15 protein-coding genes are annotated in these 16,843 nt (G+C 56.4%); 7 read left to right on the top strand and 8 right to left on the bottom strand.

What is annotated here, in order from left to right:
• Positions 1 to 209 precede the first annotated feature (209 nt).
• From TU92_RS00915 to gudD, 4 genes are all read left to right on the top strand, one after another.
• Complete coding sequence (locus tag TU92_RS00915; RefSeq protein ID WP_056774812.1) at positions 210 to 1,370, top strand: CdaR family transcriptional regulator; 1,161 nt, start codon at positions 210 to 212, stop codon at positions 1,368 to 1,370.
• A gap of 309 nt (positions 1,371 to 1,679) precedes the next feature.
• On the top strand, positions 1,680 to 3,023 hold the full coding sequence (locus TU92_RS00920) for an MFS transporter (RefSeq protein WP_112164104.1): 1,344 nt from the start codon (positions 1,680 to 1,682) through the stop codon (positions 3,021 to 3,023).
• 19 nt (positions 3,024 to 3,042) lie between these two features.
• Complete coding sequence (locus TU92_RS00925) at positions 3,043 to 4,401, top strand: enolase C-terminal domain-like protein (protein ID WP_208640445.1); 1,359 nt, start codon at positions 3,043 to 3,045, stop codon at positions 4,399 to 4,401.
• A 26-nt stretch (positions 4,402 to 4,427) separates the two neighbouring features.
• A complete protein-coding gene (gene gudD / locus TU92_RS00930; RefSeq protein ID WP_112164106.1) occupies positions 4,428 to 5,765 on the top strand; it encodes a glucarate dehydratase in 1,338 nt (445 codons plus the stop codon).
• Between the two features lie 82 nt (positions 5,766 to 5,847).
• On the opposite strand, the gene TU92_RS00935 is transcribed toward gudD, so the two are convergent.
• Positions 5,848 to 6,666 (bottom strand): shikimate 5-dehydrogenase, encoded by an 819-nt coding sequence (locus tag TU92_RS00935; RefSeq protein ID WP_112164107.1) that lies wholly within the window; start codon positions 6,664 to 6,666, stop codon positions 5,848 to 5,850.
• A gap of 133 nt (positions 6,667 to 6,799) precedes the next feature.
• On the opposite strand from TU92_RS00935, the gene alkB reads away from it, so the two are divergent.
• Both alkB and TU92_RS00945 read left to right on the top strand, forming a co-directional pair.
• Positions 6,800 to 7,453, top strand: coding sequence for a DNA oxidative demethylase AlkB (gene alkB / locus TU92_RS00940; protein ID WP_112164108.1), 654 nt, complete (start codon positions 6,800 to 6,802; stop codon positions 7,451 to 7,453).
• Positions 7,454 to 7,554: 101 nt separating this feature from the next.
• Positions 7,555 to 8,034, top strand: coding sequence for a cold shock domain-containing protein (locus TU92_RS00945; RefSeq protein WP_112164109.1), 480 nt, complete (start codon positions 7,555 to 7,557; stop codon positions 8,032 to 8,034).
• A gap of 48 nt (positions 8,035 to 8,082) precedes the next feature.
• Here TU92_RS00945 and TU92_RS00950 read toward each other — a convergent pair whose 3' ends face one another.
• From TU92_RS00950 to TU92_RS00975, 6 genes are all read right to left on the bottom strand, one after another.
• Positions 8,083 to 9,048, bottom strand: coding sequence for a Csu type fimbrial protein (locus tag TU92_RS00950; protein WP_112164110.1), 966 nt, complete (start codon positions 9,046 to 9,048; stop codon positions 8,083 to 8,085).
• Positions 9,032 to 11,506, bottom strand: coding sequence for a fimbria/pilus outer membrane usher protein (locus TU92_RS00955; protein ID WP_112164111.1), 2,475 nt, complete (start codon positions 11,504 to 11,506; stop codon positions 9,032 to 9,034). The genes TU92_RS00950 and TU92_RS00955 overlap by 17 nt, the downstream gene beginning before the upstream one ends.
• Before the next feature lie 91 nt (positions 11,507 to 11,597).
• Positions 11,598 to 12,395 (bottom strand): fimbrial biogenesis chaperone, encoded by a 798-nt coding sequence (locus TU92_RS00960; protein ID WP_112164112.1) that lies wholly within the window; start codon positions 12,393 to 12,395, stop codon positions 11,598 to 11,600.
• 18 nt (positions 12,396 to 12,413) lie between these two features.
• Entirely contained in the window at positions 12,414 to 12,944 is a 531-nt protein-coding gene (locus TU92_RS00965) for a Csu type fimbrial protein (protein WP_112164113.1), read from the bottom strand.
• 13 nt (positions 12,945 to 12,957) lie between these two features.
• Complete coding sequence (locus TU92_RS00970) at positions 12,958 to 13,473, bottom strand: Csu type fimbrial protein (RefSeq protein WP_112164114.1); 516 nt, start codon at positions 13,471 to 13,473, stop codon at positions 12,958 to 12,960.
• Positions 13,474 to 13,542: 69 nt separating this feature from the next.
• Positions 13,543 to 14,088, bottom strand: coding sequence for a Csu type fimbrial protein (locus TU92_RS00975; RefSeq protein WP_112164115.1), 546 nt, complete (start codon positions 14,086 to 14,088; stop codon positions 13,543 to 13,545).
• A 426-nt stretch (positions 14,089 to 14,514) separates the two neighbouring features.
• On the opposite strand from TU92_RS00975, the gene TU92_RS00980 reads away from it, so the two are divergent.
• Positions 14,515 to 15,291, top strand: coding sequence for a YdcF family protein (locus tag TU92_RS00980; RefSeq protein ID WP_112164116.1), 777 nt, complete (start codon positions 14,515 to 14,517; stop codon positions 15,289 to 15,291).
• Here TU92_RS00980 and TU92_RS00985 read toward each other — a convergent pair.
• A complete protein-coding gene (locus TU92_RS00985) occupies positions 15,270 to 16,802 on the bottom strand; it encodes an MFS transporter (RefSeq protein WP_112164117.1) in 1,533 nt (510 codons plus the stop codon). The two genes, TU92_RS00980 and TU92_RS00985, sit on opposite strands and share 22 nt — an antisense overlap.
• Between the last annotated feature and the right edge of the window lie 41 nt (positions 16,803 to 16,843).

Raw genomic sequence — 16,843 nt, forward strand, 5'->3', positions numbered from 1 at the left:
ACAGCACTTCCACAAGGCACGCTCCGGCGTGCCTTTCTTTTGCCTGCTATTTACGCATCCTCCTGAACGTTTCTGTGCATTTGCTTAAAACTGTGACTTTACCCGCAACTTCAACGGGTTCTCCCGCTCTTTGGGCATTTGCATAATGTCTGGCTGACGGCGACTGAGTATGCTGGTCTGAATAAGAAAAACAGCAAGGCAGGGAACCCATGTCGGCGTACCATCTCGATGCAAAGCTGGCGCAGCAAATTGTTGCCCGCACCATGCAAATTATTGATAGTAATGTGAATGTCATGGATGGCCGTGGGAAAATCATTGGCAGCGGCGACGACCAGCGCCTTGGCGAATTGCATGAAGGCGCGCTGCTGGCGATTTCACAAGAGCGTATCGTTGATATTGATGAAGGCGTCGCACGGCATTTGCACGGGGTGCGTCCGGGCATCAACTTGCCGCTGCGCATTGACGGCCAGATCGTCGGCGTCATCGGCCTGACCGGTAATCCATTACAACTGCGCCAGTACGGTGAACTGGTATGCATGACTGCTGAAATGATGCTTGAACAAGCGCGGCTGCTGCACATGCTGGCGCAGGACAGCCGTCTGCGTGAAGAACTGGTGCTTAATCTTATCCGTGTGGACGAGCTCTCTCCGGCACTGAAGGAGTGGGCGCAGCGGCTGGGCATTGATCTGAACCGTCCGCGCGTGGCGGCGGTGGTGGAAGTGGACAGCGGCCAGCTCGGCGTGGATTCCGCCATGGCCGAGCTGCAACAGTTGCAAACGCTGCTCACTACGCCTGAGCGCGATAACCTCATCGCCATTGTTTCCCTGACCGAAATGGTGGTGCTGAAACCGGCGCTTAACAGCTACGATCGCTGGGATCCCGACGGCCACCGTCAGCGCATCGATCACCTGCTTTCGCGCATGACCGAAACTGGCCGTCTGCGCGTGCGTATTTCCCTCGGCAACTTCTTCACCGGCCCCGGCAGCATCGCCCGTTCTTACCGCACGGCGCGTACCACCATGACCGTCGGCAAACAGCGAATGCCCGAACAGCGCTGCTATTTCTATCAGGATCTGATCCTGCCCGTGCTGCTCGACAGTCTGCGCGGCGGCTGGCAGGCCGACGAACTGGTGCGGCCGTTGGCGCGTTTAAAAGCCACCGACAGCAACGGATTATTGCGCCGCACCTTAGCCTCCTGGTTCCATAATAACGTCCAGCCGACGGCCACCTCGAAAGCATTATATATTCACCGAAATACGCTGGAATATCGTCTGAACAGAATTTCCGAATTAACCGGATTAGATCTGGGTAATTTCGACGATCGCCTGCTGCTGTATGTGGCCCTGCAATTAGATAATGATCAGATCTGATTATTATTTCCGTCCTGAAAATAAGCCTGCCGGTGATATTTTCAGGCGGCAGATTATTTCGCTTATTTATACGCGTGACGTACATCACAGCTGTTTCATTTTTCGTGAACTGACTCGCATGACGCTGGGCATTCGCCTTAAGATAAATGCAAAGCCGCGCTGATGCTTGGTGCTTTGCCTAATGAGTTGCTCAAGTGTTGTTCTTATACTGGCTTCATTCCCTCCTCTCTGAACCCTACAGTTCTGTTGCGCGGACGGAATGACTTGCACCTTTAGGTGCAGGCATTGTCATTAATTCCGGAGAACACCATGGAAACTCTCGTTTCATCAGCCAGTGCCGTGAAAAAAAGAACGAATGCACGCTACTGGATAGTGGTGATGTTATTTATCGTCACCTCCTTTAATTACGGCGACCGTGCGACATTATCGATTGCCGGCTCGGCAATGGCGAAAGACATCGGCCTGGATTCCGTCGGAATGGGGTATATTTTCTCGGCATTCTCGTGGGCCTATGTAATAGGACAAATACCCGGCGGCTGGTTGCTGGATAAATTCGGGTCTAAAAAAGTTTATTTCTACAGTATTTTCATCTGGTCTTTATTTACCTTGCTGCAAGGCTTTGTCGATGTGTTCAGCGGCTTTGGCATTGTGGTCTCGCTGTTCGCGTTACGCTTTCTGGTCGGGCTGGCTGAAGCACCGTCTTTTCCGGGCAACAGCCGAATCGTCGCTGCGTGGTTCCCGGCGCAGGAACGCGGCACCGCCGTGTCGATTTTTAACTCCGCGCAGTACTTCGCCACGGTAATCTTCGCGCCGATCATGGGCTGGCTGACGCACGAAGTGGGCTGGTCACACGTCTTCTTCTTCATGGGCGGTTTGGGGATCATCCTGAGTTTCATCTGGCTGAAAGTGATCCACGATCCCAAAGATCATCCCGGCGTGAATCAGGCAGAGCTGGATTATATGGAAGCGGGGGGGGCGCTGATCAATATGGATCAGAAGACCACCCAAAAAGCTGCCGTCAAAGGTGAAAAACTCTTCCAGATTAAACAATTAATGAAATCCCGCATGATGATTGGTATCTATATTGGCCAGTACTGCATCAATGCGTTGACGTACTTTTTCATCACCTGGTTTCCGGTATATCTGGTGCAAGCGCGCGGCATGTCGATCCTCAAAGCGGGGATGGTGGCGTCGGTGCCAGCGATCTGCGGGTTCCTCGGCGGCGTGCTGGGCGGGATCATTTCTGACTGGCTGATGCGCAGAACCAATAACCTCACATTTTCACGCAAAGCACCGATCGTCATCGGGATGTTGCTGTCGATGTCGATGATTGCCTGTAACTACGTCGATACCGAGTGGATGGTGGTTGGCATCATGGCCTTCGCCTTCTTTGGTAAAGGCCTCGGCGCGCTGGGCTGGGCGGTGATGGCAGATACCGCGCCAAAAGAAATCAGCGGGCTGAGCGGCGGTCTTTTCAACATGTTTGGCAATGTCTCCGGCATCGTCACGCCGATCGCCATCGGCTACATCATCGGCACCACCGGTTCCTTTAACGGCGCGCTGATTTACGTCGGGATCCACGCGCTGCTGGCGGTAGTCAGCTATGTGTTTATCGTCGGCAAAATCGAACGCATCCAGTTACGTCCGTTCTGAAATACAGAAAAGGAGAAACATGATGAATACGCAATCTTCCCCGATCATCACTGATATGCAGGTCATTCCTGTGGCAGGGCACGACAGTATGCTGATGAACATCGGCGGCGCGCATGGGGCGTATTTCACCCGCAATATTGTGATTTTGACCGACAGCGCGGGTAATACTGGCGTAGGCGAAGCGCCGGGAGGTGAAGTGATTTACACCACGCTTGTGGACGCCATTTCTCAGGTTAAAGGCCAGGAAGTCGCGCGCATGAACCGGCTGGTGCATCAGATCCACACCGGTAATCAGTCGTCGGATTTTGATTCATTCGGCAAAGGCGCGTGGACATTTGAGCTGCGCGTCAACGCCGTCGCTGCGCTGGAAGCCGCACTGCTCGATCTGATGGGAAAATTCCTTGGCGTGCCGGTTTGCGAACTGCTCGGGCCGGGCAAACAGCGCGAAGAAGTGACGGTGCTGGGTTATCTGTTTTACGTCGGCGACCGGCAGAAAACCGATCTTCCCTATTTGTCGGGTGAAGAAGCGGCGGGTGAACCGGGCAGGCATGCGTGGTATCACCTGCGTCACCAGGAGGCGATGGACAGCGACGCCGTGGTGCAACTGGCGGAAGCGGCACAGGATCGCTACGGTTTTAAAGATTTCAAACTTAAAGGCGGCGTACTGCCCGGCGAACAGGAGATCGAGACAGTCAAAGCGCTGGCAAAACGTTTCCCGGATGCGCGCATCACCGTCGACCCCAACGGTGCGTGGCTGCTGGACGAAGCCATTGGCCTGTGCAAAAACATGCAGGGGATCCTCAGCTATGCAGAAGATCCGTGTGGTGCAGAGCAGGGATTCTCAGGCCGTGAAGTGATGGCGGAATTTCGCCGTGCTACCGGTCTGCCGGTGGCAACGAACATGATTGCGACCAACTGGCGCGAGATGCAGCACGCAGTGATGTTGCAGTCGGTGGATATTCCGCTGGCGGATCCGCATTTCTGGACGATGCAGGGCGCGGTGCGCGTTGCCCAGCTGTGCGACGACTGGGGTCTGACGTGGGGCTGTCATTCCAATAACCATTTTGATATCTCACTGGCGATGTTTACTCACGTGGGCGCCGCTGCACCGGGCAAACCGACCGCCATCGACACGCACTGGATCTGGCAGGAAGGTCATCAGCGCCTGACCAAAGAGCCGCTGCAAATCGTCAACGGCAAGATCAAAGTCCCTGAAAAACCGGGGCTTGGTGTGGAGATCGATATGGATCAGATCCATCGCGCCCACGAACTGCACAAGAAGCTGCCGACCGGTGCGCGTAACGACGCCGCCGCCATGCAGTACCTGATCCCCGGCTGGCGCTTTGATCGCAAGCGTCCGGCGATGGGCCGAAACTAACGGATTTTGCTCATTAAGGAGCTTCTATGACCTCTTACTCTGCACCAAAAATTGTTTCCATGCAGGTGATCCCGGTAGCCGGACACGACAGCATGTTGCTTAACCTCAGCGGCGCACACGCCCCGTTTTTCACCCGTAATATTCTGATCCTCAAGGACAGCAGCGGCAACACCGGTGTCGGCGAAGTGCCCGGTGGCGAGAAAATCCGTCAGACGCTGGAGGATTCTTCGCTGCTGGTTGTCGGCAAAACGCTCGGTGAATACAAAAACGTCATGACCGCCGTACGTGAGAAATTCGCCGATCGCGATGCGTCAGGCCGCGGGCTGCAAACCTTTGATCTGCGCACCACTATTCACGTCGTCACCGCGATTGAAGCGGCGATGCTCGATCTGCTCGGCAAACATCTCGGCGTCACGGTGGCGTCATTGCTTGGCGACGGTCAGCAACGCGATGAAGTTGAGATGCTCGGCTACCTGTTCTATATCGGCGACCGCAACAAAACGTCGCTCGGCTATCAAAGCCAGCCGGACGACGCCTGCGACTGGTATCGCCTGCGCCATGAAGAAGCGCTGACTCCAGCGTCGGTGGTGCGTCTGGCTGAGGCCGCGTATGAAAAATACGGCTTTAACGATTTCAAACTTAAAGGTGGCGTACTGGCGGGCAGCGAAGAAGCGGAAGCCGTCACCGCGCTGGCACAGCGATTCCCGCAGGCGCGGATCACGCTCGATCCGAACGGTGCCTGGTCGCTGGCTGAAGCGATCGCACTTGGCAAACAGCTGCGCGGCGTGCTGGCGTATGCGGAAGATCCGTGCGGCGCAGAGCAGGGCTTCTCCGGGCGTGAAGTGATGGCAGAATTTCGTCGTGCCACCGGCCTGCCGACCGCGACCAATATGATTGCCACCGACTGGCGGCAGATGGGGCATACCATCCAGCTAAAATCTGTAGATATCCCGCTGGCGGATCCCCATTTCTGGACCATGCAGGGCTCGGTGCGCGTGGCGCAGATGTGCCATGAATGGGGTCTGACGTGGGGCTCGCATTCCAACAATCATTTTGATATTTCGCTGGCGATGTTCACTCATGTTGCCGCCGCTGCGCCGGGCAAAATCACTGCTATCGACACCCACTGGATCTGGCAGGAGGGCAATCAGCGACTCACCAGAGAACCTTTGCTGATCAAAGGCGGCAAAGTGCGCGTGCCGGAGCAACCGGGTCTGGGCGTTGAGCTGGATATGGATCAGGTGATGAAAGCCCACGAACTCTACAAAGGCATGGGCCTCGGCGCACGCGATGACGCACAAGGCATGCAGTTCCTGGTTCCTGACTGGACGTTTGATCCGAAGCGGCCTTGTCTGGTGCGGTGATGTTCAGTTGCGGATAAAAATAAAAAAAGCCTCCTGATTTTGGAGGCTTTTTACTGTCAGATGTTGATGTTCAGAGGCTGGATCAGCTCCGGGCGTGTTTAGCCGCTTCCTCTACCAGTTCATCCGAAGGCCGTTTGCCGGTGTACAACACGAACTGTTCCACAGCCTGTAATGCAGCCACTTCTGCGCCGGTGATGACTTTCTTGCCGTGTTCGCGACCATAGCGGATAAGAGGCGTTTCGACCGGCAGGGCGACGACGTCAAAGACAATGCTGGCGCGATCAATTACATCTGCATCAAACGCCAGTGAATCAACTTCCGGGCCACCGGCCATGCCGATTGGCGTGACGTTGACGAGCATATCCACCGCCAAATCGCCGACTTCAGCTTTCCATTCGTAACCGTATTCCTCGGCCAGTGCGCGGCCGTTGGCTTCGTTGCGGGCGATGATATAACCGGTTTTGAAACCGGCGTCACGGATGGCAGCCACCACCGCTTTACCCATGCCGCCGCTGCCGCGCAGGGCGAAGACCGCATCACGCGGGACTTTATGGCTGTCGAGAAGTTTGGCGACGGCGATGTAGTCAGTGTTGTAGGCGCGCAGGAAACCGTCGTCGTTGACGATAGTATTCACAGAAGCAATGGCCGTGGCGGACGGATCCAGTTCATCGAGAAACGGAATGCAGGCTTCTTTAAACGGCATGGACACCGCGCAGCCACGGATCCCCAGCGCACGCACGCCTTTGACTGCGGATTCGATATCCTGGGTACTGAATGCTTTGTAGACGAAGTTCAGGTCTAACGCCTGATACAGGTAGTTATGAAAACGGGTACCGAAATTTCCGGGACGACCGGAAAGGGACATACATAACTGCGTGTCTTTGTTGATTTCCCGACTCATGATGTTCTCCTAATAGGGTATTTTTGATCTCTTTGAACCTTAGCTGAAACGTTACAACCCTACAATAATCTGGATTCTGAGTCTGTCTCAAACCTGCTGTTATAATTAATGGAGTAACGCTCTGGAGGCTGACATGAATTTAGATCTTTTTGATCATCCCGATTTTCATTCCAACTGGCGTGAGGATCTTTGCCCTGGTGCAGTGGTTTTGCGCGGTGCGGCGCTGGAAGATGACGTAAAGCTGCTGGCGGAAATTGACCGGATCGCCGGGCTGGTGCCGTTTCAGTATCGCGCGACGCCGGGCGGTTATGCGATGTCGGTGGCGATGACCAACTGCGGGGATTTTGGCTGGGTGACCGACAAAGCCGGTTACCGCTATCAGGCAACGTCACCGGAAAATCAGCAGCAGTGGCCGCCGATGCCCGCGCTGTTTCGCGCCATTGCGGTGAAGGCGGCAAAAGAGGCAGGTTTCCCTGATTTTGATCCCGATGCGTGTCTCATCAACCGGTATCAGCCGGGGGCGAAAATGAGCCTGCATCAGGACAAAGACGAGCATGATTTTGGGCAGCCGATTGTCTCAGTCTCGCTCGGATTACCGGCGGTATTTCAGTTCGGCGGCATGGAGCGCAGCGACAAAACCCAGCGGGTTCAGCTTACGCACGGCGATATCGTGGTGTGGGGCGGGCCATCGCGGCTGCGCTATCACGGCGTTTTACCGCTGAAAGCGGGAGAGCATCCCCTGACCGGGTCCTACCGGTTTAATCTGACCTTCAGAAAGGCGCATTAACGCAGGGAAAAGGCAGTAAATCGCAGGACTTTGTCGTCATTCTGCATTACACTGCCGCCCTGCAAAATAGACATCTTGAACGAATAATTAGGCGGTAAGCGATGAACGGCGTAATCACAACCTGGTTTGAAGATAAAGGTTTCGGTTTTATCAAAGATGAAAACGGCGATAACCGTTATTTCCACGTGATTAAAGTCGCAAACCCGGATCTGATTAAGAAAGACGCGGTAGTTACCTTTGAGCCGACCACCAACAACAAAGGCCTGTCTGCCTTTGCGGTGAAAGTCGAGCCAGAGAGCAAATACATCTTTATTGCCGGTGAGCGCATTAAAATCACCAGCATCAAATCCTTCCTCGCGTTCAGCGAAGAAGTGCCGGCGGATTCTCAGATAGACAAAGAGAATGCCGTGCTCTCCGTGGGCTTGCTGATGAACCGCATACGCCCGCAGGAAGAAGAGAAAAAGGCGGCCACGCGCACGCTGAAAAAACTGGCGATCACCACCTTCCAGAACACCACTCACGTGTTCTCTGAAGATGAAATTGACGTCGATGCCACCATGAAAATCCTCAAAGGCCTGTAAGCCTTTCAGCCGGTGCGTTCCCCGCGCACCGGTTCTGTTTTCCCTTCTTTAATATGTCACCGTCACCAATACCGTATCGCTGTAATTTCCGGCGGGCACGTTCGCCTGCGTGGCATTTACCGTCGCGGTATAGGGAATGCTTTGTGATAAACCGGTGCCCGTTGCCGCGGTATTGTTGGCGGTCGTCCACACTGTCGCATCGGATTTGAGTAACTGATATTGCAGATAGCTGGTCACCGAATTAACCGTTGATGACATCTGCCGGTATGAGCCGTTACTGTTATTGCTGCTGTTGAGGTTGACGCTGTACGTCGCGCCCAATGTGCAGCGCACACTCAACGAGTTGGAGGTTACGGAAGCGAAACCTGCCGGGAATGCCGCCGAGCCGAAATTGACGTTGGGCGCACTGTCGATATAGCAATAGTTAGTGACCGCCAGCGTCACGGCGATGGCGGTATTGGCCGTGCCGTCGGTGTACACGCAAAGCCCGGCAACGCCGATAAAACAGATATGGTAGGCCCAGCTGATGTTGATGGTATCGGTGTAGGTTCCGGCCTGCAGGTTAGAACCGGTCGAGGTTTTCAGGTACAGCGGAAGACTGCCGTCACTGGCGTTAAACAATCCCAAAAGCCCGAGCAGCGTGGTGCTGCTCCAGGTGGTCGATGAACCGACGTTGACCGGCGTCGCGCAGGCGCTGTCCTTACAAATAATGTAGGGCAGATACTGTTTGCTGGTGTCGTTATACAGCCGTGCTGAAGTGCCGGAGGCGTTGGCCGTCGAGGCAATGGTCGCCGTTACCGTGTTGGTGCTGAGCAAGGAAAGCGCACTGCCGGTGCACGTAAAACCGCTGGTGGCCGTCACCTGTTCGGCGGTCGTACCGATGGTAAATGAGTTATTGGAAGCAAAGGTCCCGCTACCGGAAGAGCTGGTACACGCCGCCTGCGCGGCCTGAATGCTGAAAAGCAGCACGCCGGACATCAGCATTCTGACCGTCCATCTACGGATTTTGTTCATTGTTCTCTCCTGATACCGGGCCGTTGCGACAGACCAGCGGGCCGACCTGCTCGATGCTGTGACTGTTAACGTTGAGGTCAAAGCCAATCCGGCAAACTGAGCCATCTTCCTGACGTATGCTCAACATGTTGTGAGGCGCAAGATTGCTGAAATAGGCCAGACCGCCATAGCCAATAACGGTGGTTTGCTGGCTATTTTGTTCAGTGACCAGCGTGCCGATTTTCAGCGGCTGGCCCTGGCCGTTGTGCAGCGTGATATTGGCGGACAGGACTTTTTTCACCCGGAACTCCACCACCACGCCGCTGCTCTGGCGCACGGAAACTTTGTCGGTAACGCGGGTCGCCACCACGTCAGCCGGTAACGGCAGAGTGTCGATATCCACCTTCGCGGGATAATAGGAACTGACCGTCGGGATCAGAAGGTGGCCGTTTTTGTCGGTATTGCCCTGTTTTTGATTCTCATACATCACCGGCACGCCCGCGTAATGACCGGTATCCACCACGATAAAGGCGTCGTTGATTTTATCCGACAGGAAGACGTCATTGGCCATGAACACCACCGATCCGCTGAGATCTGCCCAGTTAGTGTATTTACCGGTTTCGCCATACATTCCGCCTTCCAGCGTGGCGTAGCGCGTTTTCCACGTCGCATCGGCCTGCTGATACGGATCCCGCCCGCCGGTATAAGCCAGATTCCAGCCCAGCCCGCCGTCAGTCGGCGCGGTTTTACTGGCGCTGAGCTGCTCCTGATAATTGCCCGCACTGTCGCGCTGCATTCCGGCGGTCACACTCGCCCCGGAATCCAGCGGCACAATGAACTGCAACTGCGCGCTGTAACCGCTGTCGCTCAGAGTTTTGTTCACCGACAGGAACATACTGCTTTGCCCCCACAGTGAGCGGCTGTAGGAAAGATTGAGCAATCGCGTATGGCTGCGGTCGTAGGCTTCGACGTCGTAATACCCGATACCTACCGTGCCGTTGGACGGGCCGAACGGCGAGGTGCTGAACGTCACCTGATCGGCCTGGCGGCTGAGGCGAGTGTCGCTGGTGTAAGACGTCAGATCCTGAAAGCCGGGGCTGCGGGTTGAGCGCAGCGCCGAAAGGCTGAAACGTGTGGAATAGTAGGAATACCCGACCGTGTACTGATTGCCGCTTTTCTGGTCAGTGTCACCGTCAGCATTGGCCGACGCGCTGATCATCCCGTTATTGTTCGGCACGCCGTTGATGTTGAGCTGGGTGCTGTTGTTATCAGTATTGAGTTCGCCGCTGTCCGTCGGCGCACGACTGGCGCGGCTCTGGCTGCCGGAGACGCTGATTGTTCCCCAATGCCCGACCGCCATATCGGCACCGATGCCGCCGAGCGTCAGCCCTTGCGTGGCTTCGCCGTGTGAGGAGAGCGTCAGATAATTGTTGATGCCATAGCGATAAATGCCGCTGAACGCGGCGTCGGAATAATCCCCGCTGGTGATACCGTAGTTTTGCCGCACGGCCCCCAGTGACGCATCGAAATCACTCAGTCCCTCGCGCAGCAGGGTGTTCGAAACATAAAACGGTACGCTGGTGGAAACCTGACGGCCAAGGGCGTCGGTGGTAACGACGGTCGCTTCCCCTGCACCGTTGATGTACGGCACGTTGGTCAGCGTAAAAGGCCCGGAATTTAGGTTGTTGCTGCTGGCTTTATACCCGTTGAGGAACAGATCCACCGTGGTCGGAACTGCCGCCGTGCCGCTGTATTGCAGCAGCGGATAGGTCACCAGATCAGGCCGCACGCTGAAGTTACGGCTGATACGTAAACCGGCCATGCGCGCCGAATTACTCCAGGTCAGCGAGTTACTGACGAAATCCCCGACCTGATAACTGATCAGCCGCTGTTCGTCGTTATAGCGCCAGTAGGTGTCGTAGCGCAGATAACCGTCCTGCGCACTGCCGCCGTTATTCCCGCTGTTATCCATGTTGTAACGCCAGGTGCCGGTATTGGTCAGAATGCCGACGCTGCTGAATAAGCGTTGTTCCAGATAGGTGGCGACCGAGCGCGGCCCGTCGTGCGGATCGGTGTAATAGGCGTCGTAGTTGAACAGTAACCCGGTGCTGCTTTGTGCGGGCGTGTAGCCGATCAGGTTATCGCCGCTGACATCCTGCTTCGGCAACCAGTCATCCGGCACCTGAATGATCATCTGCTGAAGGGCGGCGTTGTAGCTGGCTTTCACGCCGGGCAGCGCGGAGACGTTCACCAGCCCCTGCTGCTGGCCGTTGGTGTGCACATGGTTTTTCGCCAGCACGCCCGATTCCACAAAGTAGGCGCCGCTGCGCCAGATGACAGGCACCACCTGATTATCGGTCTGGCCGTTGACCACCAGCGTCAGATAATAGGTGGCGTCCATCACGACAGGCGCGGCGCGGGGTGCATCCGGCAGCGCACCGTACTCATCGGCCAGGGCCAGCAGCGGAAATGCGGACATGCCGGTGCTGCCTGCGTAAATCAGGCACAGGCTGAAGGATCGTCTGCAAGACAGCCTCAGGCGTCGTGATGACATCGCTTACGCCCCGGCCTTATTCGCCGCGCGGGATCACGATGGGCTGGGTGTTATCCGCAATTTGTGCGTTGAGCTGTCCACCGGGGATCACTCCCGCTGGCACCGGCCAGCGCATTTCCTGCCCCGGCAGCACGTATCCCATAAACCCGCTGACCATGGTTTTGACGCCCTGTTTGTTATTGCCATTCGCCGACCAGAATACGTTGCTCAGACGCGCGTGAACGGTGCCGGTATTTCTGACTTTGAGCAGCATTTTGCCGCCTTCGGTATCCACGCTCCATTTCAGTACCGGCCTGGTGGCCGAAGCCGGATCGCGTTTCACATCGGTACGGTCGTTGGTCCATATGCCTTCGCCATCGAGGAATAACGGCAGCAGATAGCGCATCTGTAATTGCAGGCCGACCACGGCTTTGGACTGGCCATCCGGGGAGGCATTCAGTGAAGAAGGGATTTCATCAATGATGATACGAAAGGATTTTTCGGTTTTGGCCGGGACGGGCGTATTGCGAATCAGGCGGATCAGCTGGCGCTGGCCGGGTGCCACGGTGGCAAACGGCGGGCTGGCGACGACCTGGGTTTGATCGGCATAGCGTTCGTTAAAATTCTCCTGCTTCCATGCCATCACCCTTACCTGCAATGACACCGGATCCGCTCCCCGGTTTTCCAGCCACAGGGCGGAACCGTTCTGGTCGGCCTCGATTATCTGATACACCGGCCAGACCAGCACCGAACTGGCGGCAAAAGCCTGTCCGCTCACGCACAGCGCACACACCATAATCAGACGGGTTATAACGCGTAAAAAAGTGACAGTCATGGTTCACATCCTGATGATTCAATAAGTTAATGTCACGGTCACCGTGTCGGTGTAAGTGCCCGCAGTGGGTGACGTCGTGAAGGAAAACAACCGGGCATAGACCGGGTAAGTTTGCGTTGTGGCCGGAAAGCTGCTGACGGTCATCGCCAGCGCAGCCGTTCCCCACACCCTGGTATGCGCTGAGTCCTGATAAAGCTGATAAGCCAGCGTGGCGGTCGCACCGCTGTTGGCCATGTAACGCTGTGTCGCCGAACCGCCGTGGGTGCCGTAATCCATGGCAATCGCCACCGTCGCGCCGGGGGTGCAGGTCACGACAACGGAACCCGCGCCGGAGGTGCTGACCACATCGACGTTGGCAGGAACGGAGGCAAAGGAGCCAAAATTAATGGTGCCGAGGCTGGTGACCGGGCTGCTAAGGGATGTGCCAAACGCGCAGCCATTGGTGATGGTGGCGTTGACGGTAAAGCTGCTTGTGGCGGCGGCTGCCAGCAAGGCAGGGGAAAAGAGGATTGACCACGAAGCCAGCAGGAAGAGGGCGCATTCAGACATTTTTCGGCCCCCGCTACCAGCTGACGGTAACATTGACCGTGTCCGTATACACACCGGCGGCGGGTGTCGTTTGCATCGGCACCCGGCCATACACCGGATACCATTGATCGGTGCCGGAACCCGTGCCGCTGAGGCCGGTAACGTTGTCCCAAATAGTGGTGCGTGGCGCGCTGGTATAGAGGTTATACGCCACCGTTAATGCGCTGTTGGTCGTGTTTGCCATCTTGCGGGCGGTCACGCTGCCCGCAGTACCACCGTCCATCAGGATTTTGTAGCTCAGCCCGCTGACGCAGTTAACACGAATCGACCCCGCCAGCTGGGCGCTGGTGACGTTGATAGCATTGGACAGGGTGGCGTAGTTACCAAAGTTGAGCGTACCGAACGTCGTGTTGCTGCCCACCGTTGTGCCCGCCGTACAGGCAGGCAACAGCGTTGCGGTTATCCCAAGCGTCGCAGAATACGCAGACGGGATAGCCGCCTGACATAGCAGCACAATCAGGGCTGACAACAACGGTACTTTGATGTCCATGACCATTCCTTCCTTGACTGACCCTTTTTCCAACCGTTCAGGACATCTCAGCCCTGACGTGTCAGCGAATTACCAGGCAAGGGTGGCGACGACCGTATCGTTGTAAGTTCCCGCAGCTGGCGTGGTGCTGGTCTGGTCAGCAGGCAGTACGCGACCATAAATCGGAATATTTTGCGCAGTGGTGCCCGTACCGAGAGTGATCGGCGTATTGATCGCGATTTCGGTAGTACGCGCTGTGTCGGAATAAAGACGGTAAGGGATGCTGTTGCCACTGGAGGTCATGGTACGTAAACCGCCGGCTGCGGCGAGGCCGCCGTTGAGTGAGAGGGTCGGGCTCAAACCGGTACTGCATGTGACGGTCACCGCGCTGGTGCCGTTGGCGCCGAGCACTGTTCCGTTGATTACGCTGGTTAAATCGGCGTAATTACCAAAGTTCAACGTACCCCACTGGTTAGTCCCGCCGGTGGCGGTGCCGTTACCGACGGTACAACCGGTGCTGATAGTCAGCTGAACGCCCACTTGCCCTGTTAATGTCCCGGCTGCCTGTGCGCCTGCGGTCAGTGTTAACGTTGCCGCGGCCAGAATAGCCAGTAATAAAGAATTTTTTTCGCCCATGATGACTCCCAATACCTGCTTACACTGGTGTGCATGCATGCCATCGCTTTCGCAACGGCATGTGGAAATCCTCTGGTGGTCATGAAGTAATCAAAACAGCTAAAAAAAACAATTACCGGCGACAAAACAGGCGGGATTCGTGTTTTTCACAAACCTGGAAAAGATCCCTGACCCAAACAACATGATGAAATCGACCGTTAAGGTTAAATATAAGTTAATAAATTTACCTTAAGGAGATCTTTACGTGATTTTGTCGAATAAGGATAAAAACACCATAAAAACAAAATTAATAAGTTTTTATCCCGATAAAATGACATTTTTATCATTAATGATTAGTGCTCCTCATCTGACCGGTGAGGTTTTTTAACCATTTTTTGAGTAGTGTTATAGGTTTATGATAGTCATCTTTATCAGACGGAGGTGGTGATGTTTTCTGACGCAGTGATCGACGATATGAACCGGCTGGCGCGATTTCTCTCTCTGGACCAGACCTCGGGAAATGGCCCGACGGGCGAACCAACGCTGCTGATCCTGCTGGGAAACGCCATTTTACCCACCGCTGAAGCAGCATTTCAGGCGCTGCAACAGGGCAAAGTTTCACGTTTGCTGATCGCCGGTGGTATCGGTCATTCGACTGAACTGTTGTATCACGCCGTGCAACAGCACCCGCGTTATCAGCACATTGCGACGGCTGGCCGCAGCGAAGCCGACGTGCTGGGAGATATCGGTGTGCAGTGTTTCGGCCTGCTGCCTGAGCAAATGCTGCTGGAAACCGGCTCCACCAACTGTGGCGACAATGCCGTGCAGGCGCGACGTGTGCTCGGGCAGGCGGGCGATGTCCATACGCATATCTTGCTGACGCAGGATCCGCTGATGCAACTGCGTACCGACGCCAGTTTCCGTCACGTCTGGCGCGACCGGCCTGACATCACTTTCACCAGCTGGCCGGTGTTTACTCCGCAGCTTGAGCGCAGCGGCGACGGGCTGCGGTTTGCCGGTTGTGATAATCAACATCTGTGGTCGCTGCCGCGTTTTGCCTCTCTGCTGCTGGGTGAAATCCCGCGTCTGCGCAATGCACCTGGCGGATACGGCCCGCGCGGTGCGGGCTTTATTGCGAACGTGGAAATACCGGCGGAGATTGAAGAAATTTATACCCGTCTGCGTCCGGTGCTGGAAGCCGATTACGGCGACAGATCGTTCTGACCGGCAGGCGCGGCCTCGCTTTCCTGCTGATTGCCTTTCAGCGCCAGCAATACCATCAGCGCTGAAAACAGTGTGATCGCCATCAGACAGAGCAGTAACGGATGCAGTGCCGCGGTATATAACTGCTGAAGCTGCGCCGTGCTGGCCTGCGGGATCAGTTGCTGAGCTACCGTCAGATTCCCGGTTGCCAGCCGCTGCGCCGCCAGACTGAGGTCGCCTGAGGTGAAATGCGCCGCCAGCGCGCTGTGGCTCATTGAAGCAAGGATCGCACCGACAATCGCCAGCGAAATCCCTTCACCGGCCACGCGGGTGGTGCTGAAAATCCCGGTCGCCATCCCCGCACGTTCTTTCGGAACCACGCTGACCGATAAGCCATCCATCAGCCCCCACGGCAGACCGGTGCCGATACCAATGATCAGCATCGGCGCAACCATCGCCGTCACGTTTTGCGCCAGAATCGCCTGACTCAGCCAGCCCAGCCCGGCGGCGGCAATCACCAGCCCGGACGTACACAGTACGCCAGCGGAAATCCAGCGCGTCAGCCATGCTGCCAGCAGCGGAACCACCAGCATCGGTACGGAAAGCGCCATCATCATCAGCCCGGCGCGTTCCTCGCTCAGTCCTTTCACGCCGATAAACAGCATTGGCAGAATCACCAGCAGCACGACAAAGCAGAATCCGGTCGCCAGCGGCAGCGCCTGTACGCCGATAAAACGCACGTAGCGGAACAGCGATAAATCCAGCATCGGCTGCCTCACGCGAAGCTCGACCCACACAAAAATGCCCAGCAGCAGCACAGCGCCGACCAGCAGCGCCAGCACCTGCGGGCTTCGAAGACCGTATTGCGGAATGGCCATCAGCGCCCAGGTCAGCAGCGCCAGCATGGCGGTAAACGACACCGTACCCGGCCAGTCGATACCGGACGCCTGCGAATTACGCGTCTCGCGCATTTTGGACGCACCGGTAATAAGCGCCAGCACGGCAATCACCGTCGCGGAAAAGAACACCGAGCGCCAGCCGAAATGGGCAATCAGCGCCCCGGCGAGAAACGGCCCGAACGCCAGCCCGACGCCAAAACTGCTGCCCATCAGGCTGAACGCGCGGGTGCGGGCAGCGCCGTCAAATTCCTGCGCCAGTGCGGCGGCACCTCCGGCCAGCGCGGCGGCAGCGGCGACGCCCTGTGCGGCGCGCAGCAAATCAATCCACAGCAGACTGCTACTGAACGCCTGCAACAGGGAAAGCAGTGCAAACAGTGAAACCCCGCTGATAAAGACTTTTTTGCGGCCAATCTCATCGGCCAGCGCACCGGCGGCCATCAGGAAACAGCCAAACGTCAGCATGAAGGAATTCGTGACCCAGCTTAGCGCCTGCGCGCTTCCGCCGAGTTCGCGGGCAATGGCCGGCGTCGCCACCGCGCCGCTGACAAAATTTAGCGGCAGGATCACCGCCGCGATGCAAACCGTCACCAGAACCCTGAGACTGCCTGCCGTTTGCGTTGAGGATGTATTCATAAGTTTGTCCCGTAGTGGTATATATCGTTGATGATAAAATG

It is taken from the genome of Rahnella inusitata (genome assembly GCF_003263515.1).
Classification (GTDB): Bacteria; Pseudomonadota; Gammaproteobacteria; order Enterobacterales; family Enterobacteriaceae; genus Rahnella; species Rahnella inusitata.

Bases quoted from the DNA above. Each gene is read 5' to 3' on its own strand.
- TU92_RS00915 (WP_056774812.1), top strand. From the start codon at position 210: ATGTCGGCGTACCATCTCGATGCAAAGCTGGCGCAGCAAATTGTTGCC.
- TU92_RS00920 (WP_112164104.1), top strand. From the start codon at position 1,680: ATGGAAACTCTCGTTTCATCAGCCAGTGCCGTGAAAAAAAGAACGAAT.
- TU92_RS00925 (WP_208640445.1), top strand. From the start codon at position 3,043: ATGATGAATACGCAATCTTCCCCGATCATCACTGATATGCAGGTCATT.
- gudD (WP_112164106.1), top strand. From the start codon at position 4,428: ATGACCTCTTACTCTGCACCAAAAATTGTTTCCATGCAGGTGATCCCG.
- TU92_RS00935 (WP_112164107.1), bottom strand. From the start codon at position 6,666: ATGAGTCGGGAAATCAACAAAGACACGCAGTTATGTATGTCCCTTTCC.
- alkB (WP_112164108.1), top strand. From the start codon at position 6,800: ATGAATTTAGATCTTTTTGATCATCCCGATTTTCATTCCAACTGGCGT.
- TU92_RS00945 (WP_112164109.1), top strand. From the start codon at position 7,555: ATGAACGGCGTAATCACAACCTGGTTTGAAGATAAAGGTTTCGGTTTT.
- TU92_RS00950 (WP_112164110.1), bottom strand. From the start codon at position 9,048: ATGAACAAAATCCGTAGATGGACGGTCAGAATGCTGATGTCCGGCGTG.
- TU92_RS00955 (WP_112164111.1), bottom strand. From the start codon at position 11,506: ATGTCCGCATTTCCGCTGCTGGCCCTGGCCGATGAGTACGGTGCGCTG.
- TU92_RS00960 (WP_112164112.1), bottom strand. From the start codon at position 12,395: ATGACTGTCACTTTTTTACGCGTTATAACCCGTCTGATTATGGTGTGT.
- TU92_RS00965 (WP_112164113.1), bottom strand. From the start codon at position 12,944: ATGTCTGAATGCGCCCTCTTCCTGCTGGCTTCGTGGTCAATCCTCTTT.
- TU92_RS00970 (WP_112164114.1), bottom strand. From the start codon at position 13,473: ATGGACATCAAAGTACCGTTGTTGTCAGCCCTGATTGTGCTGCTATGT.
- TU92_RS00975 (WP_112164115.1), bottom strand. From the start codon at position 14,088: ATGGGCGAAAAAAATTCTTTATTACTGGCTATTCTGGCCGCGGCAACG.
- TU92_RS00980 (WP_112164116.1), top strand. From the start codon at position 14,515: ATGTTTTCTGACGCAGTGATCGACGATATGAACCGGCTGGCGCGATTT.
- TU92_RS00985 (WP_112164117.1), bottom strand. From the start codon at position 16,802: ATGAATACATCCTCAACGCAAACGGCAGGCAGTCTCAGGGTTCTGGTG.